The sequence below is a fragment of the Nocardia sp. NPDC127606 genome (genome assembly GCF_042671725.1).
Classification (GTDB): domain Bacteria; phylum Actinomycetota; class Actinomycetes; order Mycobacteriales; family Mycobacteriaceae; genus Nocardia.
Genome location: NZ_JBHXWQ010000001.1, coordinates 1,287,720 through 1,313,520 on the forward strand (window position 1 = coordinate 1,287,720; position 25,801 = coordinate 1,313,520).

The window sequence follows — 25,801 nt, forward strand, 5'->3', positions numbered from 1 at the left end:
CCCAGTCTCGCACACCCCGCGCGCTGGACGGCTCGACCATCGTGCGTCGTGCTCCGCTGGTCGCCGACGAACCGATCGTGGCCTGCTTGTGGCCACCGGCCTAGCATCGCGGGGGCAGCTCGACGCCCGCAGGGAGGAACTACCGATGAGCCTTCGTCAGTTCGAGTACGCCTTGGCGGTGGCCGAGGAAGGGTCGGTGACGGCGGCGGCGGAGGTGTTGCACGTTGCTCAACCGTCGGTGTCGCAGCAGATCCGTGGCCTCGAGCGGGAACTCGGCGTGAAGCTGTTCGCTCGCACACCGACGGGACTGGTACCCACCGTGGTCGGTCGTGCGTTCCTGCGCGAAGCGGAGGTCGCGGTGAGCGCGGCGCGGCGGGCAAGGGCGACGGCGCGGGCAGGCGCCGACGAGCTGGTGGGTGAGCTCGTGGTCGCGGCCCAGATGGGTTTCGGTACCCGTCAACTGCCGCGTGCGCTGGGTGCGCTGCGCCGCCGCTTCCCCCGGGTGGAGGTCACCGTCTACGAGGAACCGAGCTCCGCCGAACTGGAACGGCTGGGGCGCCAAGGCGTCCTCGACCTCGCCCTGATGGCGGCGTGCGAGCAGTCTCCCGACGACGCCCACCACCTCGGCGACGAGGAGTTCGTCGTCGTGCTCGGCGCCGGGCACCCCCAACTCGCCGCGGAGCGGGTCGAACTGCGTGAGCTGGCGGGGGAGCCGTGGGTGCGGTTCGACCGGGACAGCGCGCTCGACGCCGTACTCCTGGATGTGCTGGGCAGCAACGAGCTGACCCCGACCATCGCCGCCCGCGTGTCCCAGACGTCGACGGCGGTGCGGTGGGCGGCTCACGGGCTGGGGGTGACGCTCGTCCCGGCCTCGGCCGTGCCGCACGGTCACGAGCACCTCGTTCGTCCGGTGTATCCGCTCGTTTCCCAGCCCGTCATCGCTGTCGTCCGGACCGATCCGGGCCCGGCGGAGGCCGCCCTGCTCGAACTCCTTCGCCGCCAGACCTGGTCCGAGGCAGCGTCCCTCCCGCCGGCGCGCTGACCGGCTTCAGCCCCGGGGGAATTCGCCCCCGTCGACGAACAGATTGGTGCCGGTGAGCCAGCTCGCCCGGTCGGAGACGAGGAACAGCACCGCGTCGGCGATGTCGCCGGGCCGGCCGTCGCGCCCCAGCGGCGTGGTGCCGGTCGCGGTGACCGTCTCGCCCACTGTCGTGTCCATCCGTGCCCACAACTCCCGGGTCTCTGCACCGCCCGGGGTGGCGGTCCTGCCCGGCGACACGGTGTTGACCCGGATTCCTGAGGAGGCCACATCCAAGGCCAGCCCCCGGCTGTAGGTCTGCAGTGCGGCTTTCGCGGCCACGTAGTGCAGGAACTGCGGCGCCGCGGTGGGGACCGCGGCCGAGGAGATGTGCACGATCGCCCCGGAACGCCGTTCCCGCATCTGCGGTACCAGCAGTGAGTCCAGCCGCACCGAGGCGAGCAAGTTCAGGTCGAGCGCGTCCTGCCATTCCTCGTCGGGGATGGCCGACGCGCTCACGTGCGGTCGCGCACCACCGGCGTTGTGTACGAGGATGTCCACCCCGCCGAGCACGTCGTGCGCGGCGGCGGCGAGTGCCCGTGCGCCGGCCGGTGTTCGCACGTCGGCGGTCACGAAGATGGACCCGTCCGGAACCGCGTTCGTCGCCGATCTGGCGGTGGTGAGCACCTCGGCGCCCGCGTCCAGCAGTTGGCGCACGACGGCCGCTCCGATTCCGCGGGAACCGCCCGTGACCAGAGCTCGTTTTCCGGCGAGTTCTCGCGTGTGCGAAATATTCTCGATCGTGGTCATGCCACCGGTCCTTTCGAGTGCGTATTCGCTCGGCGGAGCAGGGAATCGACGTGTGCGGCGTGCGAATCTTCGATGAAATCGCGGTGCGTCGTTTGCCGAGCTGTTTCACGGTATGTCCGGAAAAGAGCGCGAGGCAAAGACGAAATGTCAGCAGGTGGCATAGGGAATTCCTATGTAGGCCCGGCAGTTCCGCCGGTGCGAGTCCCGCTGATGTCGTCGCCCGGAGGCCGTCTGGCGTCTGGCTGAACCCGCCAGTACCCTGTGCCCGTGAGACCGATGGGCAATGCGCCGGGCGGGACGGCGCGACTGCGTGTCGCTCTGACCGCAGTCGCTGTAGTGGTATTTGTGACCTTTCTCGACACCACCGTCGTCAGCGTGGCGCTGGGGGATATTCGGCGTGATCTGAGCGCGGACGTGACCGCGCTGCAGTGGGTGGTCAACGCCTACACCGTGGTGTTTGCCGGGCTGATGCTCGCCGGTGGGTCGCTCGGGGACCGCTGGGGCCGCAAGCGGGTGATGATCGCAGGCCTGGTGATCTTCTGTGCCGGGTCGGTGGTGTCGGCGCTCGCGAGCAGTGTGGCGGTGCTCATCGCCGGTCGCGCGATCATGGGGCTCGGTGCGGCGGCGTCGGAGCCGGGAACACTGTCGGTGCTTCGGCACATCTTCCCGGACGACCGCACGCGCGCGAAGGCGATCGGGGTGTGGGCGGCGGTGTCGGGGCTGGCGTTGGCGGCGGGACCGGTATTGGGCGGCGTGCTGGTCCATGCGTACGGGTGGCGCTCGATCTTCTGGTTCAACCTGGTGATCGCGGCGGTCGCGCTCGTCGTCGCGCTGTGGTCGGTTCCGGAGAGCGCCGACCCGAGCCCCGAGCCGATCGACTGGGCAGGAGCTCTGCTCGGCGCAACGGCTTTCGGGTCGGTGATCTATGCGGCGATCTCCGGCCAGGATCGCGGCTACGCCGCGCCGTCGGTGCTCGCGTTCTTCGCGATAGGTGGGCTCGCGTTCGCCGGGTTCATCGCCGTCGAAACACGGGCCCGCGCCCCTATGCTCGACTTGCACTACCTGCGCTTTCCGGCCGTGCGTAGTGCTCTGATCGTCGCCTTCGCCGTCTACTTCGGCATCTTCTCGATCTTCTTCTTCACCGCGCTGTATCTGCAAGTGATGCAGTCGTATTCGGGTGCGCGTACGGCCACGGTGTTCGCGCCGATGGCCGCCGCGATCGTGGTCGGCTCGCTGGTCGCGGGATTCTGGGTGGCGCGGCGAGGTGCGCGCACACCGATGATTCTCGGCTGTGTGGTCGGCGCGGGCGGGATCTTGTTGACCCGCCATATGCTCTCCGGTGAGCTCCACGATCCTTCGCTGTCGGCCGCGATGGCGGTGGCGGGCTTCGGCTTCGGGATCGCGGTGGTGCCGTTGACGTCCGCTGTGATGTCGGGAGTTCCGGCGGAACACTCGGGAATGGCTGCCGCGGTGACCAATACGATGCGCCAGGTCGGTTCGGCGTTCGGTGTGGCCGTGCTCGGTGCGCTGGTGAGTGGGTTCCTGTCCGCGGACCTGAAGGCGCGCATGGACGAACTGGGTCTGCCGACCTCGCTACAGCCCGACGCCATTCAAGCCGTGGAACTCGGGAAGATCCCCGAGGGCGTCGACATCGGCCCGTATCTGAAATACCTGTCGAAGGTTTCCGAGGTGCTCAACGCGGGCAAGGCGGCATTCCACCACGGACTCGACGTGGCTCTGCTCGTTTCGGCGGTGATGATCCTCGCCGCGGCGGCATTTACCGCCCTCGATGCGGCACGCCACCGGACGGATATCACCTAGCTCCGGTGCCACCAGCTTGCGGTGCCACGAATCGCGCACTCGCGAGCCTTGATTCGAAGGGTCCGGCCGACGCGCGGCGCGTCGGCCGGAGCCGATGTCAGGCGTTGACCGAGGCAGTCACTTCACGAGTCAGCCGCGATGACCACGGGCACCAGAAACAGCCGGGAAGGAAGGCGCCGCACGCCTCGTCGAGGAAGTCCTCGGTGTACTGGATGCTCGAATCACACACTTCGATGGCCATGGTGAAGAAGGTGATGGTGTCGGGGTCCAGGTGGAAGCTCCACTCCGGGTTGTAGCTCTGCTTGGTCTTGCGGATCTTGCCCATGACGTGGGTGGACATCGTTTCCTCGCCGGACAGGATCCGGCGCGCCTCGGAGATCCGCTGTTCGTTGTTCAGCTGGAAAATGAATTCTTTTCCGCTGTAGTCGGTGAATGCAAAGAGCGCCATGACATTTTCCCCTTGTCGATGTGTTCGAACGAGCGGCAGTCGAGCGTGTTGCGAGGTCGAGTGTATCGGCCGATTAGCGGCCGTGTGCGGGCATTGCGGATGAAAGCTGTTGGTAAGCAACAGGTTTAGGGAATCGGTTGGTTTCTGTCCGCTGAAACGGGGCAGCGGGGAGCGCTCATCGGCGCGTCCCTGAGGCGAGCTCTTCTCGACGCGGTGACCGCCGCCCTGAATCCGCCTTCACCGAGGTGATCAACTCCCGGACCGCCATGGCGCCCCGGGCAACAGCGCCGGCGACCCGACCGTCCGCGCCGATCAACACCGCCGACGGCGTTCCCCGGACCCGGTAGCGCAAGGCTGCTTCGTTGCCCTGCTGCACCAGGACCGGTATCTCGCCTACCTCCTGTGTGCGGCCCCAGGCGGCGTGTTCGGTGAGATCACCGTTGCCGACGAGCACGATCGTCAGCGCTTCCCGGACCCGTGATTGCCACCGCGGCAATTCACGAGCCAGCGCCGCGCACATTTCGCAACCGGGATGAACGAACACGAGCAGCACCGCTTTCCCCGGGGCCAGCAGCGACTCCAGGCTGATCCGCCCACCCTCGACGGCCAGCAATTCGAACTCGGGTGCCACCGCACCGACCGGCAGGCCCTCGGCGCCGAGCGTCGAGAGCGCTTGTTCGTCGACCCGCCTACGTAGCTCGCCCAGCTCCCCGAGCGTCCAGAGCAGAACTACCGCCAAGGTCACGATCAGCGCCAGCCCGGCGGTTGCCTCGGCGGGCAAACCGGCCGGAACCTGCGGATACCGCAGCGCCCCTGCCGTGACCAGTGCGGCGAGCGCCATCAGTAGTCCGTTGCGCACCAGTGTCGCGGACCCGATGGGCCCCGCGCTCGCCGCACCGAAGCAGGAACAGTTCGGATGCTCACCCCGCAGCAGCAACCGCACGATCGCCGCGGTGAACCCCGCGAGCAGTAGTAATGCCGCGGCACCGGCGATGCCCGCCGTCCAGGGCAGCAGGACCCCGGCGGCCACCAGCCCTTCGGCTACCGGCAATCCGATCGCGACCACAGGCACCCCTCTGATGGGTATGCCGAAATCCGCCACCGCCTTCCGTGTCGCGGGCCCGTCTGCCAACTTCCCCCACGTCGACAATCCGAAGGCCCCGGCCAGTACCAATCGCGAACCCCACACTCCGTATTCGATCAGCATTCCGGCACCATCCCACAGCCGAGGCGGTCTGAAATACGATTTGCTGGAACAGCTTTCGCCACGCGTATCCGCAGGGCGACAAGGTGTCGGGTGCAGTCGAACTCACGGACCGCCGACGGGGGCGGCAACGCCGAGGAGTGTCGTTTGCACCCGTAGGAGGTGGTCGATGTCGCCTTCGGCATCGGAGACGGCGTTGCTGTAGAGAAAGCTCTCCCCGAGGCGGACGAGAGCGAAGGCCAAGGTGACTCGGTCGATCGGCGGGCGGTAGCCGTCCTGTTCCTGGGCGCGCTGGATGAGCCGTTCGACCAGTGCGACGCTGCCGCGGTGCACCGGCCCGTCGGCCTGCGTGACCAGCCGCAGGGCCGCGGGCGATTCGTTCTGGAGATAGGTGCGCAATGCGGGGTCGGCGGCCAATCGGCGCAGTGCCCGATCGAAGACTTCGGAGATGCGGTGGGCTCCCCGGCTGGTGCAGCGGCTGTCGATGGTCGTGATCACGTGCTCGAACTGATGGGCGATGGCGAGGCCGAGTAGGTCTTCTCTGGTGCCGAACCGGCGGTAGATCGTGGTGCGGCTGATCCCGAGTTCGGTGGCCACCGCATGTAATTCCAGCCGCTCACCGCGCAGGAACATGCGAATCGCGGTGTCGAGCACCTCATTTCCGGGGGTCGAGGGGGACAGGCTCGGCGGTGGCCGATCGCCGGTCGGCGGTGCGTAGTCCGGTTCAGCGGGGTGAGACGGTTCGGTGCGGGTGGCCGATTCGGCGTCGGCGTCGACCGCGCGGACAGCATCGGGATCGAGATGGCGCATCGCCGCGACGATGATCGAGATCGTCAGATTCGCGGCCGCGGTGAAATCGAGGTTCTGGGCGAGGGCTTGCTGCACCCCGCGGACCCCGATGTCGGTGATCGCCGCGGCGCAGAAGTCGGCGCTGGCGCCCCACCGCAGGTCCGCGCCGCCGTATTCGTGCCGGATCAGTTCGGCGACGGTGTCGGCCACCGATCGGATCGTGGCGGTCCGCGCTTCGTGCGAACGCCCCGCTGTCGGCGCACCGAAGAGGACGTGGAAGCCCTCGGTGTGGGTGGCGGCGAAGTCGAACAGCGCGCGTGTGGTCGTTGCGATATGCCGGTCGAGATCGAATCCCTGTGCGCGCCGGTAGCTTTCCCGCATCCACTCGAGCAGGCTCGCCGCCTCACGGCGCACACACGCGTCGAAGAGCTGTTCCTTGGTTCCGAAGTGCGCGTACAGCGTCGGTTTGGAGGTTTCGGCGGCGGTGGCCAACTGCTCCATGGTGACGTTGTCGAAGCCGTGGGCGGCGAACACCGACAGAACTCCGTCGAGCAACGTGTCGTCGGACGGCCGCACCGCCGTGGAACGGCGGCGCGGCCGCAGGTCGGCCGGTTCCGAATCGGACCTGGTCATGGTGCAGGAGACTACCGTCAGCCGTTGCGCGGGTGGGCGAAGCAATCGACCGGTACCCGGTGGGCGGGATCGAGCGCGTTGAGGATGTGCTGTGCGACAACGGGATCCGAGGCCGCGCCCGCGTGTTCGAAGATGGCCAGTGGGCACTGGTCCTGCACGACGATGTTGGTGACGTTCGGGGCGATCGGCCCCATGCCGCTGGTGTGTGGCGCCACCACCTGATCCCAGCGGGTCATGATGAAGGTGTAGTCGATGCCTGCCGGGTAGGCGTCACCGGAGTTCACCGCGTCGAGGTAGTCCGAGCCGCTCGTCATCTGCAGGCTCGCACCGAATCCGAATGCCTCGGCACGGAGTTGGAGATCGTCCCACACGCCGAGCGCGTCGAGGGCGCGGGCGATCAGTGCCTGCCCGCCGGCTCTGGTGCCGTCGTTGAGCGGGGTCAAGTTCACCGACTTGGCGACCTTGTCCGCCCCGCCCAGGTACTTGATGTACCAGCGCGGCATCACGGTGCCTTCCGAGTGACCGACGAGGTCGACTTTCTGCGCCCCGGTGGCGGCGAGCACGCGATCCACGAACGGCGCGAGGTCCTGGGCGGACGATTCCCGCATCGACTCGGTGCCCGGAATCAGGTTCAACGGCAGCGGTGCGGCGGGGTCGAGCCCGTAGTTCAGGGCGAACACGCAGTAGCCGTTGTTTGCCAGCAGCGGCGAGATGGTCGTCCAGTTGGCGGCCATCGTGGCGGTGAGACCGTGGACCAGCACCACTGGTTCCGGATGTTCGGCGCTCGGACGGCAGGTCCAGTCGTTCGCTCCGGGCGGGGACGCGCGGTCGACGAAGTGGACGATTCCGGGAATCAGCCCGTAGGGGACGGGGTACTGCGGAGCGGCCTGCGCGGTGGCGGGTGCACCGACGGCGGCGGCCCCGGCCAGTGTCGCGGCCAGGACCAGTCGTTTCAGGTAGCCGGGCCGTCGGTGGGCAGTGGCGATTCGAGTGGGGGAAGACATGAGTGCTCCTAGGACATCGTTGTGCTGCCAGAAGTTCTAGCACGGCTTTACCTACGGTAAAGCTGAATTGCGCAAAGTCCACGAAGTCTCGGTCAGATCATTGACATGAAGCGTGGATTAGTGGAACGTTTGGCCTCAATCGTTCCAAGGCAAGGAGTCATCTGACGTGTTCCCGGCTTCCGCGCACAACACCGGCAGCGCTGCCGGACGAGCCATCGACCGTGCCCACTTGCGCGAATGGCTGATCTCGCTCGGCCTGCGGTGTTCGGGTCCGATCGAGGTCGCCCGCATCGGGGCAGGCAATTCCAACCTGACCTACCTGGTCACCGACACGGCCGACCGCCGGTGGGTGCTGCGCCGCCCACCACTGGGCGAACTGCTCGCCTCCGCCCACGACGTGGTCCGCGAAGCGCGCGTCGTGCGTGCCCTGTTCGACACCGACGTTCCGGTGCCGCGGGTTCTCGGAGTCGGTGCGCACGACGGCGTCCCTATCCCGCCCGTCAGGTCCGCCGCTGGTCCAGGCAGTGGGCGCAGTCTCGAACTCGGGAGGCACCGCGGGTGGATCAGCTCACCGATCGACTGACCGAGGCGATCCCCGAACAGCACGAACTGACCTTGGTGCACGGTGACTTCCACCTGGGCAACATGATCATCGCGCCCACCGACGGTTCGATCACCGCGGTGCTCGACTGGGAGTTGTGCACCCTCGGCGACCCACTCGCCGACCTCGGCAGTCTGCTCGCCTACTGGTCCGAACCGGGCGAACCCGCGATCGCCGGGTTCGAGATGACGACGCTGCCCGGGTTCCCCACCAGACAAGAACTCGCCGACGAATACCTCGACCACACCGGACGTGATCCCGCGGCGCTGGCCTTCTGGCACGCGCTCGGGCTCTGGAAGTTGGCGACCATCGCCGAAGGCATCCGGCGCCGAACCCTCGACAACCCGGACAACAGCACCGCCGCCGGGGCTCCGACGACCGACCAGATCGATCACCTCGTCGACCTCGCCGATGTGGCGGCCACCGCCACCGGCTGGTGACTTCCCTGCGCAGAAAGTGAACAACGACAATGCGATTGGCACTGACCGGCGATGAGATCGCCTTCCGCAATCAGCTGCGGTCCCTGTATCGCACCGAGATCCCGCCCGAGATCCGCGATGGCGTGCGGGAAGGGCGCGAGCTCAGCCGCGAGGCGCTCGTCACCACCCAGCGCATCCTCAACGCCAACCACCTCGCGGTGCCGAACTGGCCGCAACAGTGGGGTGGCCGGGACTGGACGCCCGTCCAACGTCACCTCTGGCACGACGAGATGGCACTCGCGTCGGTGCCCGAACCCCTGACTTTCAACGTCGACATGATCGGCCCCGTGATCGCCCGGTTCGGCGCCGAGGAGCTCAAAGCGCGCTTCCTGCCGCCGACCGCCAACCTCGATATCTGGTGGTGTCAAGGATTTTCCGAGCCCGACGCGGGCTCTGACCTCGCCTCCCTGCGCACCACCGCGACTCGGGACGGCAACGCCTACGTCGTCAGCGGGCAGAAGATCTGGACCAGTATGGCCCAGTACGCGGACTGGATGTTCTGCCTCGTCCGCACCGACCCCGCTGCGGTGAAGAAGCAAGCGGGGATCTCGCTGCTGTTGATCCCGATGGATGCCGCCGGTGTCACCGTGCGGCCGATCGAGCTCGTCGGCGGAAGCCGTGAGGTGAACGAGGTGTTCCTCGACGAGGTCCGCGTGCCCGCCGAAAACCTTGTCGGGCAGGAGAACCAGGGCTGGACCCAGGCGAAATTCCTCCTCGGCAACGAGCGCACCGGCATGGCCGCGATCGGACGCACCAAGGTCGCGCTGTCCACGATCAAGGCGCGCGCCCGGCACACCCGAGTCGGCCCGGGCACACTGCTCGACGACCCGTTGTTCGCCGCGCGCCTCGCCGAGCTCGAGAACGACACGCTCGCACTGGAATTGATTCAGCTCGGTGCTGTCGCCGGGTCGGAGCACGGGCCGACCGCGCCGACGTCGTCGATTCTGAAGCTTCGTGGCAGTGAACTCCAGCAGGCCGCCACCGAGCTGATGATGGAGGTCGCGGGCCCCGGCGCGCTCCTGCCGGACAACAACCGATGGACGGGCCGCAGCGCCGGCGCCTACCTCAACTGCCGCAAGACATCCATCTACGGAGGATCGACCGAGGTGCAACGCGGCATCATCGCCTCGACGATCCTCGGACTGTGAGCTGACGCCATGCATTTCGAACCGACCGCGGAACAGACGATGTTGCGCGACACCGTCAGTGACGTTCTGGCCGACCCCGCGCGGGCGTCGGAGGATCTCTGGACCACCTTCGCCGACCTCGGATTGCTCGGGCTGACCTTTCCCGAAGCCGACGGCGGCCAGGGTGCGGGTCCGATCGAGGCGATGATCGTGATGTCCGAACTCGGCGCCGGCCCGGCCCGGGTTCCGGTACTCGACTGCGCCTATCTGCCGGGGAGCTTGCTGGTCGAGGCGGCCAGTCCGGCCCAGCGCGGCGAGCTGCTGCCGAAGGTCGCGGCGGGGGAGCTTCGGCTCGCGTTCGCGCACGAGGAGCCGTGCACGCGCTGGCCACTGCGGTCGCTCGCGACGGCGGCGGTGCGCCACGGTGGTTCGTGGCGGGTGAGCGGGCACAAGTCACCGGTTCTCTACGGCGGCGAGGCCGATCTGCTCGTTGTCAGCGCGACAGGGGCCGACGGCATCGGCTTGTTCCTCGTCGACCCCGCCGAGGCGGGGGTGACCAGGCACGCGAGCACGACCCACGACGGTATGCGGGTGGCCGACATCGTCTTCGACCAGGTCTGCGCCGAGCCCCTGGCCCCGCGCGGTGCCGAGGCGGCCATCGAAGCGGCTCAGGTCGCTGCCCAGGCGGCACTGTGTGCCGAAGCGGTGGGCGCGATGACCGAGACTGTGCGAATCACCGCCGAATTTCTCTGTACCCGAAGGCAGTTCGGTGTTCCGTTGCGTACTTTCCAGGCCCTGACCCACCGCGCCGCCGACATGCATATCGCGGTATCGCTCGCTCACGGCATGTCCGTCTACGCCTCGACGGCGCTGGCCGACGGCCTGATCGACCAGACGGTGGCCTCGCGCGCGAAGCTGCGCGTCGGACGATCGGCACGGTTCGTGGGCCAATCGGCTGTCCAGCTACACGGCGGCATCGGAATGACCAAGGAACACCCGATATCCCAGTACTTCGCACGGCTCACCGCCATCGAGCAGACACTCGGCAACGCCGATGACCATTTGCGATTCCTGATGGAGCGGGTCGCCGAGTACGACCTGGTCGACCTGTGAAGCCCACGGTCACCGGCAGACCGGTCGTCCAGGTCACCGGTGGCAGGGTGCGAGGCCGGACCGTCGACGGTGTCAGTGCGTTTCTCGGCGTTCCCTACGCCGCGTCCCCGGTGGGGCGCGCACGCTTCCGCGCGCCGGGACCGGTCGTGGGCTGGGCGGGGATTCGCGAGGCGACCGCGCTCGGACCGACCTGCCTACAGGGGCCGTATCCGCCCGGTATCGAACAACTCCTGGGCACTTCCCTGGTGGCGGGCACGGAATGCTTGAACGTGAATGTGTGGACGCCCGACCCCGGCGGTGGCGGCCTGCCGGTCATGGTGTGGATCCACGGCGGTGCGTTCGCGCACGGTTCCAACGCGGTACCGGCCTATGACGGCGCCGCCTTCGCACGGGACGGTGTCGTCCTCGTGGCGATGAACTATCGGCTCGGCGCCTCAGGATTCGCGGTACTCGACGGAGCGCCGGCCAATCGCGGCCTGCTCGATCAACTGTTCGCGTTGGCATGGGTGCGCGACAACGCGCGGGCTTTCGGCGGTGATCCCGACAACGTCACGATCTTCGGTGAATCGGCGGGTGCGATGAGCGTCGCCGCGTTGCTGAGTTCGCCGGCCGCGACCGGCCTGTTCGCTCGGGCGATCATGCAGAGCGGCAACGCCGGTGTCGCGGCGACCGTCGACGATGCTCGTTTGCTGGGCGGCGAACTCGGCAAGGTGCTGGGGGTGCGCGCGGACGCGGAAGCGTTTGCGGCAGTGTCACCGTCGGCGTTGCTGGCCGCGCAGGAGGCGGTGCGTGCGGACTTCGCTCGCGATCCGGACCCCGCCCGCTGGGGCGAGTCGGTGCTGGTCGCGGGCGCCGGTATGAGCTTCTTCCCGGTAGTGGACGGAGATGTTCTGCCCGCGGTGCCGGTCGAGGCGATCGCGGCGGGATCGGCCCGCGGCGTCGCCCTGCTCGCGGGGTGCACCACCGAGGAGTTCCGGTTGTTCACGGTGCCGACCGGGCTCGGGGACGCGATCACCGTCGACGCGCTACCGTTCGCGCTCGCACGCTTCGGTATCGGCGCGTCGGCGATCACGCCGTACGCCGCCAACCGCCCCGAGGCCACCGCGGGCGACCTTTTCGCGGCGATGGTGACCGACGCGGTATTCCGTGGCCCCACCAGGCAACTCGTCGAATATCGGACCGCCGTCGACACTCCGGCGTTTCTGTACGAATTCGGCTGGCAGCGAGCGGGACTCGGTGCGATACACGGACTGGAGGTGCCGTTCGTCTTCGACAACCTGGCCGCGGCGACCAGCCTCACCGGCCCGAATCCGCCCCAGCGGATCGCCGACGAAATGCACACGGCCTGGATCGGTTTCGCGACGAACGGCGACCCCGGCTGGCCTCGCTACAGCGAGGACCGGCTGGTCATGACCTTCGGCGAGCCTGCCTCGGAGCTGGTCGGCAATCCGCGTGCCGAGGAAAACGCGATCCGGTACCCAGGACGACAGGACTGAGCCATGGCCAATCTCTTCGATCCCGTCCGCCGGCACGCCGATACCCACCCCGACACGGTGGCCATTCGCGGCGACAGCTCCGCCTCCGGCGGCTTCACCGCGTGGACCTATCACCAATTGCGTTCGCGGAGTATCAATTACGCCGCGGCGCTGGTCGAGTCAGGGCTGCGGGCCGGTGATCGAGTTCTGCTCGTCGCACCGTCGGTGCCCGAGTTCGTCGTCGCCTACCTGGGGATCCAGGTGGCCGGTGCAGTGGTGGTCCCGATCAACACCATGTCGACCCAGCACGAAGTCGACTACGTCCTCGACGACGCGCGATGCGCGCTCGTCATCGCTTGGCACACCCTCGGTAGCGCGGCGTCGGCCGCGGCACAGGTGCACGGCGTGCCCGTGTGGACGCTGCGGCCCGGCGCGGACGAGGGGCCCGCGTCGACCGAGGTTCGTGATCGCGACCTCGACGACACTGCGGCGATCCTCTACACCTCGGGGACCACCGGTCGTCCCAAGGGCGCGCAACTGACCGTGTCGAATCTGCTGTCCGCGGGCGTGATCGGCGTCGAATGCAGCCGTTCGACACGATTGGATCGCACCGGCACGGGTCTGCCGCTGTTCCACGTCTTCGGTCAGGCCTCGGTGATGATGACGACCTTCACCGCTGGTGGGTCGCTGTCCTTGCTCTCGCGCTTCGACGCCACGGCGATGATGGCGATGCTGCGTCGCGATCGGCTCACCGTCCTGGTCGGGGTGCCGACGATGTGGAACGCGATGTTGCACATCGCGGCAGAGGTCGACCCCGGCGACTTCGCGCAGTTGCGGATCGCGGTCTCCGGTGGCGCGTCACTACCCGCCGCGGTGACCCGGGAATTCCGGGCGCGATTCGGCTGCACCGTTCTCGAGGGGTACGGGCTCACCGAAACCACGGCATCGGCCACATTCACCGATATCGATCGGGGCGCGAAGGTCGGATACGTGGGCCGCGCGACGCCGTCCACCCGGATCGAGGTCCGCGACGACGCGGGCCGCCCGTGCCCTCCGTCGAGCATCGGAGAGATATTCATCCGTGGCGAGACGGTGATGAAGGGGTACTGGGAACGGCCACGCGATACCGCCGAAGTGCTCGATGACGACGGTTGGTTACGCACCGGCGACCTGGGGGCCACCGATGCCGACGGCGACCTGCGCATCGTCGGCCGGGTCAAAGACCTCATCATTCGTGGCGGCTACAACGTGTATCCGAGCGAGGTCGAGGAGATCCTTTTCGCGCACCCCGACATCGTCGAGGTGGCGGTGATCGGCATTCCCGACGACTACTACGGCGAGGAGGTCGCGGCCGTCGTCGTGCGCCGGCCGGGATCGGTGCTCGAGGCCGCCGACGTGTCGGCGTGGGCCCGCGAACGGCTGTCCGCCTACAAGATTCCGCGCGTGATCCAGTTCGTCGACACCTTGCCGAAGGGGGCCACGGGCAAGATCGTCAAGCGCGCTATCGAGACTCGATAGTAACCGTGTTACTCTCTGTCGGCGCTGGTGTGACAGGCATCATGATCAAGCTCCTCCGGCGACTTGGGTCACTGCGGCGACGATGCCGGTCGGTGATGACGACTGAGAGGTTCTCGATGAAGCGACAGGATCTTCGACGGGTGTGGCCGCGTGCCGGGCGCGCCGTCGCGATCATGGTCTTGGCCGGTGCGATGGCGGCAACCGGGGTGGTGACCCGGACGGGGCAGGCCGCGGCCGAGCCCGTCAGCGCGTTCTACACACCGCCGGACCGGATTCCGCAGGAACCGGGCGCGATCATCAAGACGCAGCCGATGACCTTGTTCGTCACCCCGCCCACCGAGCAGGGATGGCCGGGCAAGGCGCAGCACGTGATGTACACGTCTCGACTGCAGGACGGGTCCCCGGTCGCGGTGAGCGGGACCTACCTCGAGCCGACCGGTCCGTGGCAAGGCGCGGGACCGCGTCCGACGGTGGTCATCGGCCCCGGCACGTCGGGTCAGGCCGACCGTTGCGCGATGTCGGTGGCGTTCTCGACAGGCATGGCGGTGTCCACCGAGCCGTTGGGGATCTCGGCGAACCAGGAGCTGCCGTCGTCGGTGGTGTGGAGCGGCCTGGGTGCGCGGGTGTTGGTAACCGACTACGTCGGCCTCGGCACACCCGGCATGCACACCTACGCCAACCGGTTCGAGAGCGGGCACGCGATTCTCGACGGTGTGCGCGCGGCCAACAATCTGGGCGGTGTCGGACCGGAGACGCCGGTCGTGCTCTGGGGCTACTCCCAGGGCGGTGGCGCCACCGCGGCCGCCGCGGAGATGCAGCCGAGCTACGCGCCGGAACTCCATCTCAAAGGCACCTGGGCAGGTGGACCGGTCGCCGACCTCACCGCGATCCTGGAGAAGATCGACGGTGCGCTGATCGGCGGTGCGATCGGGTTCGCCGTCAACGGCATGCTCGCGCGCTATCCCGAGCTGCAGCGTGCGGTCGACCAGGTCACCAGCCCGGCCGGTCGCGCCATGCTCGAGACCCTGAGCGAGTCGTGCATCGCCGACGTGATCATGCACCATCCCTTCCTCAAAACCGAGTCACTGACCAAGGACGGCCGACCGCTGTCCGCCCACCTCGCCGAATTGCCCGAAGCCGCACCGGTATTGGCGGAACTGCGGATCGGCAACTCCACGCCGGCCACGCCGGTCCTGATCACCAGTGGCCGCAACGACGACACCGTCCCGTACGGACAGGCCCGGCGACTCGCCGAAGACTGGTGCGGCAAGGGTGCGACGGTCACCTTCCGCACGAACGAGCTCCCGCCGATCCTGCCCGGAACCACCATCCCGAATCACTTCGGGCCGGAGATCATCGACGGCTTCGGGCCCGACAACGCGTTCACCTATCTACTCGATCGTCTCGCGGACAAGCCGGTCTCCGGCTGCAGCATCGACTGAACAAGGATCTGTGTGTGAAAGCCATTTCGCGCCGCTCGATGCTGGTTGCCGCGGCAACAGCGAGCGGGATATTTCTCGGTGCCCGCCCCACAGGCACGCCGACTCCGATCGCCCTGCGGTCCAACACTGTTCCGCTGACCTACGAGGACCATCGGGTGGTGGTGATCGGGTCGGGGTTCGGCGGCGGCGTCAGCGCCCTGCGGCTGGCGCAAGCCGGTGTCACGGTGACGGTTCTGGAGCGAGGTCAGCGGTGGCCCAGCGGGCCGAATGCCGAGACCTTCCCGCGCGCGTCCGCCCCGGACAAGCGACTGCTGTGGTACCGGTCGAGTCCGAATCTGTTCGGGCGACCGCTCGTGTTCGACCCCTACGTCGGGTTGGTGGAGGCAGTGCCCGGGGTGAACATGACCGCGCTGTGCGCCGCCGGTGTCGGTGGCGGATCGCTGGTCTATCAGGGCATGTCGTTGCAGCCCGCCGAGGCGGTGTTCAACGCGCATTTTCCCGAAGCGCTGGACTGGGCGACGATGGATCGGGTGCACTATCCGCGAGTGGCGCGGATGCTCGGCCTGGCCGAAGCTCCCGACGAGTTGATCGCCGCCGACAACTACCGGGCCGCACGGGTTTTCGCGGAGCGGGTGCGCGGTGCCGGGATGCCGCTGTCGAAGATCCCGATGCCCATCGACTGGAATTTCGCGCTGGCCGAGCTGCGCGGGGAGATGAAGGCCTCCTACACCAACGGTGACGGTGCGATGGGGGTCAACAACGGCGGCAAGCATTCCGTCGACGTCACCTACATCGCCGCCGCCGAAGCGACCGGCCGGTGCCAGGTACAGACCCTGCACGAGGTGACCGATCTCGAACGCGCCCGCGACGGTCGCTGGACCGTGCACGTGCAACGTCTCGACACCGCGGGTGTCGTGGTCGAGAACAAAGTGCTCACCGCGGGATCGGTGATCCTGGCCGCGGGCAGTCTCAACACCACCCGGCTGCTCGTGCGCGCGGGCGCCAAGGGCCTGATTCCCGACCTTCCCGACGGGCTCGGCCAGAACTGGGGCACCAACGCCGACCGCATCTACGTCTGGACGGACCCGACCGCGGGATTCGGTGCGTCACAAGGTGGTCCGGTGGTCTACGGCAGCAAGAACTGGGACGATCCGCAGGCCGCGCACACCGTGATCCAGGCATCCATCCCGCCGATGTCGGTGGATCCGGCCAGCACGATGCTCGTCGGCTACGGCGTCAGTGACAGTCGCGGGGCGTTCACCTACGACGCCGCGCGCGACGACGCGATTCTGCACTGGCCCCAGGACGGCGACCGGACCATCCAGAACAACCACATCGACCCCGCGGTGCGCCGCATCGCGGGATCCACCGGGATGTTGCTGGACACCAACTCGTTGTTTCCCTCGACCTGGCATCCACTGGGTGGGGCGAGCATGGGCTCGGTGTGTGACTTGGACGGTCGAGTCCATGACCAGCCGGGGCTCTACGTGCTCGACGGTGCGCTGTTGCCGGGCAACGCCGCCGCGTGCAATCCGTCGATGACCATCGCGGCGGTCGCGGAGCGGGCCATGGACAACCTCGTCGCCGCGGATGTGGGAACGCGCATCTGAGGTCGAATCGCCTCGGTGGCGCGACGAAGCGATGGACTACTGTGACGTGGTGGCCAGAAAGGGCGAAGGTGATCCCGCGCGCAAGATCACCGAAACCACCCTGTCGTTGCTCGAATCGGAGGGGTACGACGCGGTTCAGCTGCGCCGGGTGGCCCGCGTCGCCCAGGTGTCGCTGACCACGGTCTACAAGCTGTACCCCACCCGCGACGAACTCGTCCTCGCCGCTGTCGCGCAGTGGATGGCCACCAATACCTATACCGAACTCGACCCGCCGCGAGCCGATGAATCGCTCGCCGACGTGTTGAAACGGGTGACCCGCTACGTATTCGAGCCGTGGGAGCGTCACCCCCGGATGCTGGCCGCCTATTACCACGCCCGCTCCGGTCCCGGCGGGCAGCGACTCGACGCGCAGGGTTTCGCCGCGGTGTTGCCCGCGGTGAGCACGATGTTCGCCAATCTCGACGACGACTACGCCGCCGATCTCGCCCTGGTACTGACCAATATGGTCTATGCCCTGCTGGGACGTTTCGCGCACGGCGACCTCGCGATCACCGAGATCCTGCCCGCGCTCGAACGCGCCATCGTCCGGCTGACCCAGAACAACGCCCCGTTCGCCGCGGCCGCCGAGCGGACCGCCACGCCGGGGTCGACGCCGTTCGAATGGGTGCCCGGTTTCAGCTCGCCCTACTCACCGGGAACCGAGGCCGACGAGCCGTAACCGGTGTGAAACGTTTTCACGGCGCACCGGAGCAGTTCAAGCTTTGGCAATCGCGACACGGAACTCTGAGGATTCGGCACCGACGCCGATGCCCAGTAGGAGGAGTCCGAGCGAATGGATCGCCTGAACCACGAGTTCAGTCGGCGCAGTGTGCTGTGCGCCGCGGGGGCGGCGATCGCGCTGACCGCGGTGGCGCAGCCGACACAGGCGGGAACGATCACCCGGAAGTGCTCGGCGGACAGTGATCCGGGAGAGCGGGCGGATCTGGCCGAACAGGCGATCGTGCAGCGGCATGTGCACTCGCTGCTCGGTCTGCCCGACTATCGGTTGGGCGTGCTCGCGTGGCCCGCGGACCTGGCGGAAAGGTCCATGCTCGGGCGATGGTGCTACTGGTGGCAAGCACACCTGCTCGACTGCGCGATCGATGCCGCGCACCGCGCCCGCACTCCCGACCGCATCGATCGGGTCGTCGCCCTCGCACGCGGTATCCGAGCCCGCAACATCACCGGTTGGACCAACCGGTACTACGACGACATGGGGTGGTTGGCGATCGCCCTCGAGCGCGCCGAGCGACTGCTCGACGTCCGGTTCGACGACGCGATCGGGAATCTGCGCGGCGCCTTGCTCGAAGGGTGGAACCCGGATGTGGGTGCGGTGCCATGGCGCAACGGCGACGACTTCTACAACACGCCCGCGATCGGCCCGACCGGCATCGCGTTGGCGCGCCTCGGCGAACTCTCCCGCGCCGACCAACTGGCCGATTTCCTGCACACGCGCTTGCGTGACACCGACAGCGGTCTGATCCACGATGGGGTCCACGAGCCCGGCGGACAAGTGGATCGCACCGTGCACACCTACTGCCAGGGTGTGACCATCGGGCTGGAAACCGAATTGGCCTTGCGCACAGGCGATTCGGTTCATGGTCGCCGTGCTGCCGCGGTGATTGCCGCGGTCGAGCACCGGCTCACCACCGCGGGAGTGATCGCCGCCGCCGCCGGAAACGATTCGGGGCTCTTCATGGGAATCCTCGCGCGCTTTCTCGCCGAAGCCGCACTGTCGCTGGACAACACGACCGCGGCGAGCATCGTGCACGCCTCCGCGCGGGCGGCCTGGGAAAACCGTGCCGAGGTGAACGGACTGCCGCTGTTCGGTGCGGACTGGACCCGCCCGATCGCGGTGCCCGAACATCCTGGAACCTTCCTCCAGCTAGCGGACGCGTCCGCCGCATCGTCAGCGAACCTGAGCCGGGACCTCTCGGTGCAGCTGAGCGGATGGATGCTGCTCGAAGCGGACTACCGGCTCACCGCCGCGGGCCGCTGACCCACCTGGCAGGTATGAAGCGGCTCAGGGCATTTCGACGGTTTCGGCCCTGGCGATCTCGTTGATCGCGCGCTGAACGGCTGGACCCGGCGGTGTCCGGGCGAGATCGGCGAGGTATTCGATCAGGAGTACCGCTGCGGGTTGGGGGTTCGTCCACTCCCGGTCGGACTCGGCCGACTCGTCGACCCCGAGCGCCCCGGCGAGCGCGCTGAAGACCGCGGCAGCGTCGAGTCGGGGCAGCCACGTCGCCGACCGGCGCACCACCGATTCCAGCACGGCGCGCACATCGTCACCGGTGAGACCGTCCGGATGCGCGATCTCGAGCAGGTCCCGAACGATCGCCGCCAGCACCGCGGTGACCTGGTCGGCGGGGAGTTCGGACAGATCCGCGGTGGTCTCGTCGAATCCGGATTCGTCAGCCGCCCGCGCCGCGCTGACGGCGGCCTCGACGGCGGTCGCGATCGCGCGGGCTGACGAAGGCCAGTCGGACGGCCACATGGGTAGTTCTCCTCGCGGGTCGGTGCACGTGCCTCGCCTACCTCCGTATGCGGGCTGCTGTCAGCGTAGTCAGTGCCGACCCGCATGCCGCGCGCATGTCATAAGTTACTGGCCATTTCTGCGAGATTCATCTTGTAAACGGCCGTTGATCGATTGTGCAAAGCGATTACGGGACGTTGAAGCGGCTGTTAAGTTACTGCTCATTCCGGTCTCGATGCTGGTGGACCCGTCCTCTGTGGTCCGTGCGGTCGGGATCAGCAAGTGCTCGACGAGGAGTGACGTCATGGATGGATTCGACAGACGTAGTGCGTTGAAGGCGGGTGGGATCGTGGGGGCGCTCGGCGCGTTCTCGATGATGACCCCCGCGCGGGCGGAGCCGTGGACCTGGTCACCGCAGGGGTCGGTGGCCGGGTCCGGGTCCGGTGCCGACCCGATGACCGTGTGGGACCCCGAGGCCGACGAGCTCGTCGCCGGGCTGATCGATCGCGGAGAAGTGCCCAGGGTCAATGAGCTGTTGCGTACCTGGACCAGAAACGGTGAACCGCTGCCGGATGGTTTGCCCTCGGAGCTCCGCGATTTCATGGAGTACGCCCGCCGACTGCCGCACTGGACCGATCAGGGCGCGCTGGGCACCGCGATCGAGTTCAACAAGAAGCGTGGACTGTATCTCGGTGTGCTCTACGGATTCGCCAGCGGCATGATGAGCACCGTCATCCCGAAGGAAGCCCGGGCGGTCTACTACTCCAAAGGTGGACACGACCTCAAGGACCGCATCTCCAAAACCGCCAAACTCGGCTACGACATCGGTAGTGCGAATGCCTACGGCGCCGACGGGGAAATGATCGTCACCTGTGTGAAGACCCGCCTCGTTCACGCGGCGGTGCGCCACCTGCTGCCGCAGTCACCACACTGGGTGCACTCGGCCACCGAGGACATCCCGATCAGCCAGAACGACATCATGGTCACCTGGCACAGCCTGCCCACCACCGTCATGAAGCACCTGACCGCCTGGAACGTGCCGATCCCGGCCCACGAATCGGCGGCGTTCCTGCACTCCTGGCAGGTAGCCGCGCACCTGCTCGGCGTCCGCGACGAATACATCCCCCAGACTTGGCCCGACGCGAATTCCCAAGCGGCACAGGTCCTCGACCCCATCATCGAGGCGACACCGGAAGGCGCCAAGCTCGCCGACCGGCTCCTGGGCTTGGGCGCCAACATCGACTTCGCGCTGCTGAGCAAGCCGATCCTCGGCGCCTTCACCCGCTTCCTGCTCGGCGACGCCATCGCAGACGGGCTCGCGATCCCGAGGGAACCGGTCTGGGACCCCCTGCTGCGCATCAGCTGGGGACCCTTCATCGCCGTGCGTGAAGGCTTGCTCACCGCTGTCCCGCCGCTGGGCGACCCCTACTGGCTCCTCGATGAATTCCTCCGCAAGGCGGCCCTGGTCTACCTGGCCGAGTTGAGGCTGCCGATCAGCATCGAAATTCCGACGATGAACCGCGACATGAGCCAACCCCACCGCTGAATCGCCCGACATCACCTGAAAAGGAGCGCGCAATGCGTACTACCCTTCGACTCGCCGCCGGCACGGTCATGGCCGCGAGCCTGGTCGCGACCGCCGCGACCTCGACCGCCGAACCCGCGCCGGTCGCCGGGACCGGCTCGTCGGCGCTGGACTACGGATCGGCGGCCGCGAATTCGGCCGGGGAGTTACTCCGACACGGCGACCTCATCGGTCTGATCGTCCTGTTGGGCGTTACCCCCATTCAGATGCTGACCAGCGGCATCTGTGACCTGGCGACGATGTCCGCACTGCCGAATCCCTGCACGCAGTCTCGATATCGGTAAGTGACGAGGAAGCTGCCCGATCACGCCCGCGCGTGATCGGGTAGCGCGCTACTCACGCGAGCCGGGAGGCCGGCGGACCACGCTTTCCAGCAGAGGCGACGGATCCCGCCGTCGTCGACTCCGACACAGGAAGCGCGATCGCCATGATCATCGACGACACCGTTCGACCGGCCATCGACACCGGCGAATTCCATTCCGGCCCGGAGGCGGGCTCCGCGCTGATCGGCAGCGTCGCGCACGGTGTGCGCGAACTGCGCTACGCGGCGGTCGACGACCTCGCGATCTTCGAAGGCGACATCGTGCTCGGCACCGTCGAGGAGATCGATGCCCGCCGTCGACAGGAAGGCGTGGTGATCTCCGGTGCGGTATTCCGCTGGCCGAATGCCGTGGTCCCCTTCGAGGTCGACCCGGCGCTGCCAGCACCGCAGCGGGTCTTCGACGCGGTCGCGCACTGGAACTCACGCACCAGGATCCGGTTCGTCCCGCGCACCGGCGCCCACGGTGACTTTGTGCGGTTCGTGCCCAGCGCGTCGAGCCGGTCGCCGGTAGGGCGGCAGGGCGGACGACAGACGATCGAACTCGCCGCCTCCGCACCCGTGGGCACCGTGGTCCACGAGATGGGGCACGCGCTCGGACTCTGGCACGAGCAGAGCAGGGAGGACCGGGGCAACTTCATCGCGGTGCGGCTCGACCGGGTCGACCCGGCCCACCGGCACAACTTCGACCAGCACATCACCGACGGCGACGACGTGGGCGGCTACGACTTCGGCTCGATCATGCACTACCCCGCGACGGCGTTCAGTACCACTGGGCAGGCGACGATCCTCGCACGCGTTCCCGTGCCGCCCGGCGTGACGATGGGCCAGCGCTCCGCGCTGTCGGCCGGCGATGTGAACGCCGCCCACACGATCTATCCGTGACATCGCGCAGGGGGCCCGCGCGGTGAAGTCGAGTGGTCCACTACTCGTGATCGGTACCGCGCTCGCGCCCACGCTGAATACCCCAGCACACATTCTCCGGGCGAGGTGACCCATGGATACCGAGAGCGAAGTTCGTAGCACCGCACGGCACGAACAGATGGACGCCGCATCGCAGCGATTCGACGACACCGAGGCGCAACGCGATGAGGTGACCCGCCTGCGGGCGGTGACCGAGTCCGATGTCGTCGATACCAAGGAACAGATTCTCGCCCGCGCCGACCGGTTGCTCGTCACCGGCGAAGTCCCCGCGCAGGCGGTGATCGAACTCGGTAGGCAGGACCCGGTCGACAGCATCCGCTCGCTCGAGCGGGTCATCGGCTTCGCCAACGAGTTGCAGGCCGCGAACTTCCTGACCCGTGGTGCTCGCGCCGCCGCGGCGGTGGCGCGAATCTCGTTGGCCGACAACGGCCGTGAGGTGCCGATGGGTACCGGTTCGATGGTGTCCCCGCAACTGCTGCTCACCAATAATCATGTGCTGCCGACGCGGGGGGCGGCCGAGTCGGTGGTGATCGAGTTCCGGGCCGAGGTCGACATCGACAACGTCCCGAACCCCACCGTGCGCTACCGCCTGGCACCCGACGACTTCTTCGTGACCGACAAGCACCTCGACTACACCGTGGTGCGCGTGGCGCCGGGGCCCGACGGCGTGGCGCCGGGCGCGACGTTCGGCTGGAACCCGCTGATCGCCAAGTCGGGCAAGATCGTGATCGGTGAGGCGATGAACATCGTCGGGCACCCCTCGGGGCGGCTCAAGGAGATCTCGATCCGGCACAACCGCCTCGACCTGCAACTCGACGATTTCCTGCACTACGCCTCCGACACCGAGCCGGGGAATTCGGGCTCGCCGGTCTTCAACGATCAGTGGGAGATCGTGGCGCTGCATCACGCCGGAGTTCCGAAGAAGGACGACAAAGGCCGGGTGCTGCGCAAGGACGGCAAACTGTGGCAGTCCGGGGACGGCGACGACGCGATCGACTGGATCGCCAACGAAGGCGTTCGGGTGAGCGTGCTGTTGCACGATCTCGGATCGCGGCAGTTCGATTCGGCCCAGCGCGCCCTGCTCGACGAACTCGGGCTCGCGGCGGTCGCACCGCGCGAGGCGGCGACGGCGCTGCCGCCACCGTCGTCGGTCGCCGAAAGCCTGGTGCGCGGCCTGCGTGGTCGGTCGGGCGCGTTCGGTGGTCGCCGCAGCGTGCTGTTCCTGCACGGGCGCGGACAACAGGGCCGCGACCCGGTCGAGCTGCGCCGCAACTGGACAGCGGGTTTGAACAAGGGACTCACCCTCGCGGGCCTGAGTCCCATCGACCCCGCCGATGTGTACTTCCCCTTCTACGGTGACCAGCTCGTGGAGAGCATGGACACCCGCGAGGCCGTCGACTCCGGTCCGGCACTGTACGAGAGCCTGGTCGCCGAGGCCGCACGCCGGGCCGGGATGCCGGACGCCGGTGACCTGCCCGCCGACCCGCAAGCGCGCGAGCTCTTCGGCGGGTTCGGTGCGGTGGTGCTGGGGCGGTTGCGCGACCAGCTCAGCTGGATCGCCGCCCGCAGTGGCCTCGATTCCGCGCTCATCGGCGCCATCTTCAAAGACGTCGCCGCCTATCTCGACGACGAACGGGTCCGCAAGAGTGTGCTGGACACGGTGCTCGTCGATGCGCCCACCGAGGGCGAACTGATCCTGGTCAGCCACAGTCTCGGCACCGTGGTCGCGATGGATCTGCTCACCCAGCTGCCCCGCGAACTGAACGTGCGACTGCTGGTGACAGCGGGCAGCCCGCTCGGGATGGACGGGGTGCACCGCAAGCTGCTGACGGGCGGGCCGAGCAGGCCCGAGCGGGTCGGCGAATGGCTCAACACCTGGTACGCCGGCGATCCGATCGCCATCGGCTGCCCGCTGCGTCAGGCCTGGGGGCCGGATCTGCGCGACCTCCCGGTCGAGAACCCCAAGGAGCGGGCGCACGACATCGCCGAATACCTCGCCCACGCCGCGGTGGCGGCCACGATCGGACACACGCTGTCCGCCTGAGCGACAACACGATTCGCACAACAATCACTCGACACAGGTAGGTGGAAGATGACACTCGAACTCGGCGACCACGTCTGGTACTGGAACGGCAGAATGTCGTTGGACAAGAACATTCCGCGGGCCACCTGGTTCCCCGGCACGAATCCGAACGACCCCACCGATTACGGCGGCCACGGCAAGGAGATCTTCAACTTTGTGATCCATGCCGACGAAATCGCCCGTGGCAGACCGCATATGCGCAATCACGAGGGCAGTTTCGCCTGGCTGAACAACAATCCGGGCAATATCACCGGGGTGGCGGGCGGCCCGGACTTCGGGCAGTATCCCGGTAAATTCAACTGGCACAACTTTCTGATCTTCCCCACCTGGGGCGACGGATACTTCGCGATCGCGCAATTGCTGCGATCGGCCTCCTATCGAGACCTGTCCATTCTGAAGGCATTCGCTCGCTACGCGCCCGCGTCCGACGGCAACGACCCGGTCACCTATGCCAATTCCGTGGCCGACGAGCTCGGAATCAGCGTCGACACCCGGATCGGCGATCTCGACGACGATCAGATGCGGGTCGTGCAGGACAAGATCCAGGAGATCGAAGGCGCCGTTCCCGGCGCGAGCCTCGCCTGGGACTCCGAGGAGGTGCCGCCGGAGATCGCCGCCGAACTGCCGCTGTTCCGCCGCATCGCCCGTCCGCGGGCACTCGCCCGTTCCCGGGGTGCGTTCACGATCGACTTCTCGGCGCCGGTCGATCCCTCGGGGTTCACCCATGGACTCGGCGGCCCGCATCAGGGCGGTCACCAGGGCCCGAATTGGTACGTGGAGTACGGCATGGATCTGGGTGGCCTCGCGGGCACGCCGGTGTTCGCGGCGTTCGACGGTCACATCACCCGGTATCACCCGCACGATCCCGCCACGGATGACGGAAAGGTCTACGGCGCACAGATCTTCGTGCGCGCGCACAACGACATGATGGGTGCCTTCTACACGCACCTGGCCGATGTTCCGGCCGGCCTCGGTCCGGGATCGACGATCTCGCGTGGCGATTTCCTCGGCACCGTGTTCGGCTTCGGCGGAATTCCCCCGCATCTGCATCTCGCTCTGGTCGAGATCATCGGCGGCGCACCGGGCGGTCAGTACACCGGCGTCGACCTCTATCAGACCTTCCTGGCTCTGGAGGTGTCCGATCCGGGCGCGGTGGTCTCGGTGACCTTCCGGCAGGACGGGGCGCCGCCCGAGGACAACGCGCGGGCCGCGTCGCGTGGGCGCAGCGATACCGCGGCAGCGGCGGTCGACTGAGTCGACGCGCCCGCGCGAGGAGAGGCGAG

At 67.7% G+C, this 25,801-nt stretch carries 21 protein-coding genes and 1 pseudogene; 16 read left to right on the forward strand and 6 right to left on the reverse strand.

Annotated features, from left to right (window positions below; all coding sequences use genetic code 11):
- The first annotated feature begins 145 nt into the window (after positions 1-145).
- On the forward strand, positions 146-1,042 hold the full coding sequence (locus tag ACFVJ5_RS06120; protein ID WP_379218782.1) for a LysR family transcriptional regulator: 897 nt from the start codon (positions 146-148) through the stop codon (positions 1,040-1,042).
- 6 nt (positions 1,043-1,048) lie between these two features.
- On the opposite strand, the gene ACFVJ5_RS06125 is transcribed toward ACFVJ5_RS06120, so the two are convergent.
- Positions 1,049-1,828: an oxidoreductase gene (locus ACFVJ5_RS06125; protein WP_379218783.1), complete on the reverse strand. Its 780-nt coding sequence runs from the start codon at positions 1,826-1,828 to the stop codon at positions 1,049-1,051.
- A 276-nt stretch (positions 1,829-2,104) separates the two neighbouring features.
- On the opposite strand from ACFVJ5_RS06125, the gene ACFVJ5_RS06130 reads away from it, so the two are divergent.
- Positions 2,105-3,649, forward strand: coding sequence for an MFS transporter (locus ACFVJ5_RS06130; protein WP_379219793.1), 1,545 nt, complete (start codon positions 2,105-2,107; stop codon positions 3,647-3,649).
- Positions 3,650-3,746: 97 nt separating this feature from the next.
- Here ACFVJ5_RS06130 and ACFVJ5_RS06135 read toward each other — a convergent pair whose 3' ends face one another.
- The 4 genes from ACFVJ5_RS06135 to ACFVJ5_RS06150 all read right to left on the reverse strand — a co-directional run bounded on the left by ACFVJ5_RS06135 (position 3,747) and on the right by ACFVJ5_RS06150 (position 7,727).
- Entirely contained in the window at positions 3,747-4,097 is a 351-nt protein-coding gene (locus ACFVJ5_RS06135; RefSeq protein ID WP_379218784.1) for a calmodulin, read from the reverse strand.
- A 175-nt stretch (positions 4,098-4,272) separates the two neighbouring features.
- Entirely contained in the window at positions 4,273-5,304 is a 1,032-nt protein-coding gene (locus ACFVJ5_RS06140; protein WP_379218785.1) for a peroxiredoxin family protein, read from the reverse strand.
- A gap of 102 nt (positions 5,305-5,406) precedes the next feature.
- On the reverse strand, positions 5,407-6,723 hold the full coding sequence (locus tag ACFVJ5_RS06145) for a QsdR family transcriptional regulator (protein ID WP_379218786.1): 1,317 nt from the start codon (positions 6,721-6,723) through the stop codon (positions 5,407-5,409).
- A gap of 17 nt (positions 6,724-6,740) precedes the next feature.
- Positions 6,741-7,727, reverse strand: a complete 987-nt coding sequence (locus tag ACFVJ5_RS06150) for a lipase family alpha/beta hydrolase (protein ID WP_379218787.1) — start codon at positions 7,725-7,727, stop codon at positions 6,741-6,743.
- Between the two features lie 214 nt (positions 7,728-7,941).
- On the opposite strand from ACFVJ5_RS06150, the pseudogene ACFVJ5_RS06155 reads away from it, so the two are divergent.
- The 9 genes and pseudogenes from ACFVJ5_RS06155 (at position 7,942) to ACFVJ5_RS06195 (ending at position 19,130) form a co-directional block, all read left to right on the forward strand.
- Positions 7,942-8,768: pseudogene (locus ACFVJ5_RS06155) on the forward strand (phosphotransferase family protein).
- Between the two features lie 29 nt (positions 8,769-8,797).
- Positions 8,798-9,955, forward strand: coding sequence for an acyl-CoA dehydrogenase family protein (locus ACFVJ5_RS06160; RefSeq protein WP_379218788.1), 1,158 nt, complete (start codon positions 8,798-8,800; stop codon positions 9,953-9,955).
- A 9-nt stretch (positions 9,956-9,964) separates the two neighbouring features.
- A complete protein-coding gene (locus ACFVJ5_RS06165) occupies positions 9,965-11,047 on the forward strand; it encodes an acyl-CoA dehydrogenase family protein (RefSeq protein ID WP_379218789.1) in 1,083 nt (360 codons plus the stop codon).
- Entirely contained in the window at positions 11,044-12,543 is a 1,500-nt protein-coding gene (locus ACFVJ5_RS06170) for a carboxylesterase/lipase family protein (protein ID WP_379218790.1), read from the forward strand. Before ACFVJ5_RS06165 ends, ACFVJ5_RS06170 begins: the two co-directional genes overlap by 4 nt.
- Positions 12,544-12,546: 3 nt before the next feature.
- The gene (locus ACFVJ5_RS06175; protein WP_379218791.1) at positions 12,547-14,040 is read left to right on the forward strand and encodes a class I adenylate-forming enzyme family protein; all 1,494 of its coding nucleotides are present in this window, start codon (positions 12,547-12,549) and stop codon (positions 14,038-14,040) included.
- 116 nt (positions 14,041-14,156) lie between these two features.
- The gene (locus tag ACFVJ5_RS06180; RefSeq protein WP_379218792.1) at positions 14,157-15,482 is read left to right on the forward strand and encodes a lipase family protein; all 1,326 of its coding nucleotides are present in this window, start codon (positions 14,157-14,159) and stop codon (positions 15,480-15,482) included.
- Positions 15,483-15,496: 14 nt separating this feature from the next.
- Positions 15,497-17,092 (forward strand): GMC oxidoreductase, encoded by a 1,596-nt coding sequence (locus ACFVJ5_RS06185; RefSeq protein WP_379218793.1) that lies wholly within the window; start codon positions 15,497-15,499, stop codon positions 17,090-17,092.
- A gap of 49 nt (positions 17,093-17,141) precedes the next feature.
- On the forward strand, positions 17,142-17,810 hold the full coding sequence (locus ACFVJ5_RS06190; RefSeq protein WP_379218794.1) for a TetR family transcriptional regulator: 669 nt from the start codon (positions 17,142-17,144) through the stop codon (positions 17,808-17,810).
- A 114-nt stretch (positions 17,811-17,924) separates the two neighbouring features.
- The gene (locus ACFVJ5_RS06195; protein ID WP_379218795.1) at positions 17,925-19,130 is read left to right on the forward strand and encodes a glycoside hydrolase family 76 protein; all 1,206 of its coding nucleotides are present in this window, start codon (positions 17,925-17,927) and stop codon (positions 19,128-19,130) included.
- Positions 19,131-19,154: 24 nt separating this feature from the next.
- On the opposite strand, the gene ACFVJ5_RS06200 is transcribed toward ACFVJ5_RS06195, so the two are convergent.
- The gene (locus tag ACFVJ5_RS06200) at positions 19,155-19,628 is read right to left on the reverse strand and encodes a hypothetical protein (protein ID WP_379218796.1); all 474 of its coding nucleotides are present in this window, start codon (positions 19,626-19,628) and stop codon (positions 19,155-19,157) included.
- A gap of 283 nt (positions 19,629-19,911) precedes the next feature.
- Here ACFVJ5_RS06200 and ACFVJ5_RS06205 point away from each other — a divergent pair, with 283 nt between their 5' ends.
- The 5 genes from ACFVJ5_RS06205 (at position 19,912) to ACFVJ5_RS06225 (ending at position 25,772) form a co-directional block, all read left to right on the forward strand.
- Entirely contained in the window at positions 19,912-21,153 is a 1,242-nt protein-coding gene (locus ACFVJ5_RS06205) for an oxygenase MpaB family protein (protein ID WP_379218797.1), read from the forward strand.
- A gap of 32 nt (positions 21,154-21,185) precedes the next feature.
- Complete coding sequence (locus ACFVJ5_RS06210) at positions 21,186-21,476, forward strand: hypothetical protein (RefSeq protein ID WP_379218798.1); 291 nt, start codon at positions 21,186-21,188, stop codon at positions 21,474-21,476.
- 143 nt (positions 21,477-21,619) lie between these two features.
- On the forward strand, positions 21,620-22,396 hold the full coding sequence (legP, locus tag ACFVJ5_RS06215; protein WP_379218799.1) for a Dot/Icm T4SS effector Zinc-dependent metalloprotease LegP: 777 nt from the start codon (positions 21,620-21,622) through the stop codon (positions 22,394-22,396).
- 112 nt (positions 22,397-22,508) lie between these two features.
- Positions 22,509-24,479, forward strand: a complete 1,971-nt coding sequence (locus ACFVJ5_RS06220; protein ID WP_379218800.1) for a trypsin-like serine peptidase — start codon at positions 22,509-22,511, stop codon at positions 24,477-24,479.
- A 48-nt stretch (positions 24,480-24,527) separates the two neighbouring features.
- Positions 24,528-25,772 (forward strand): peptidoglycan DD-metalloendopeptidase family protein, encoded by a 1,245-nt coding sequence (locus ACFVJ5_RS06225; protein WP_379218801.1) that lies wholly within the window; start codon positions 24,528-24,530, stop codon positions 25,770-25,772.
- The last annotated feature ends 29 nt before the right edge of the window (positions 25,773-25,801 follow it).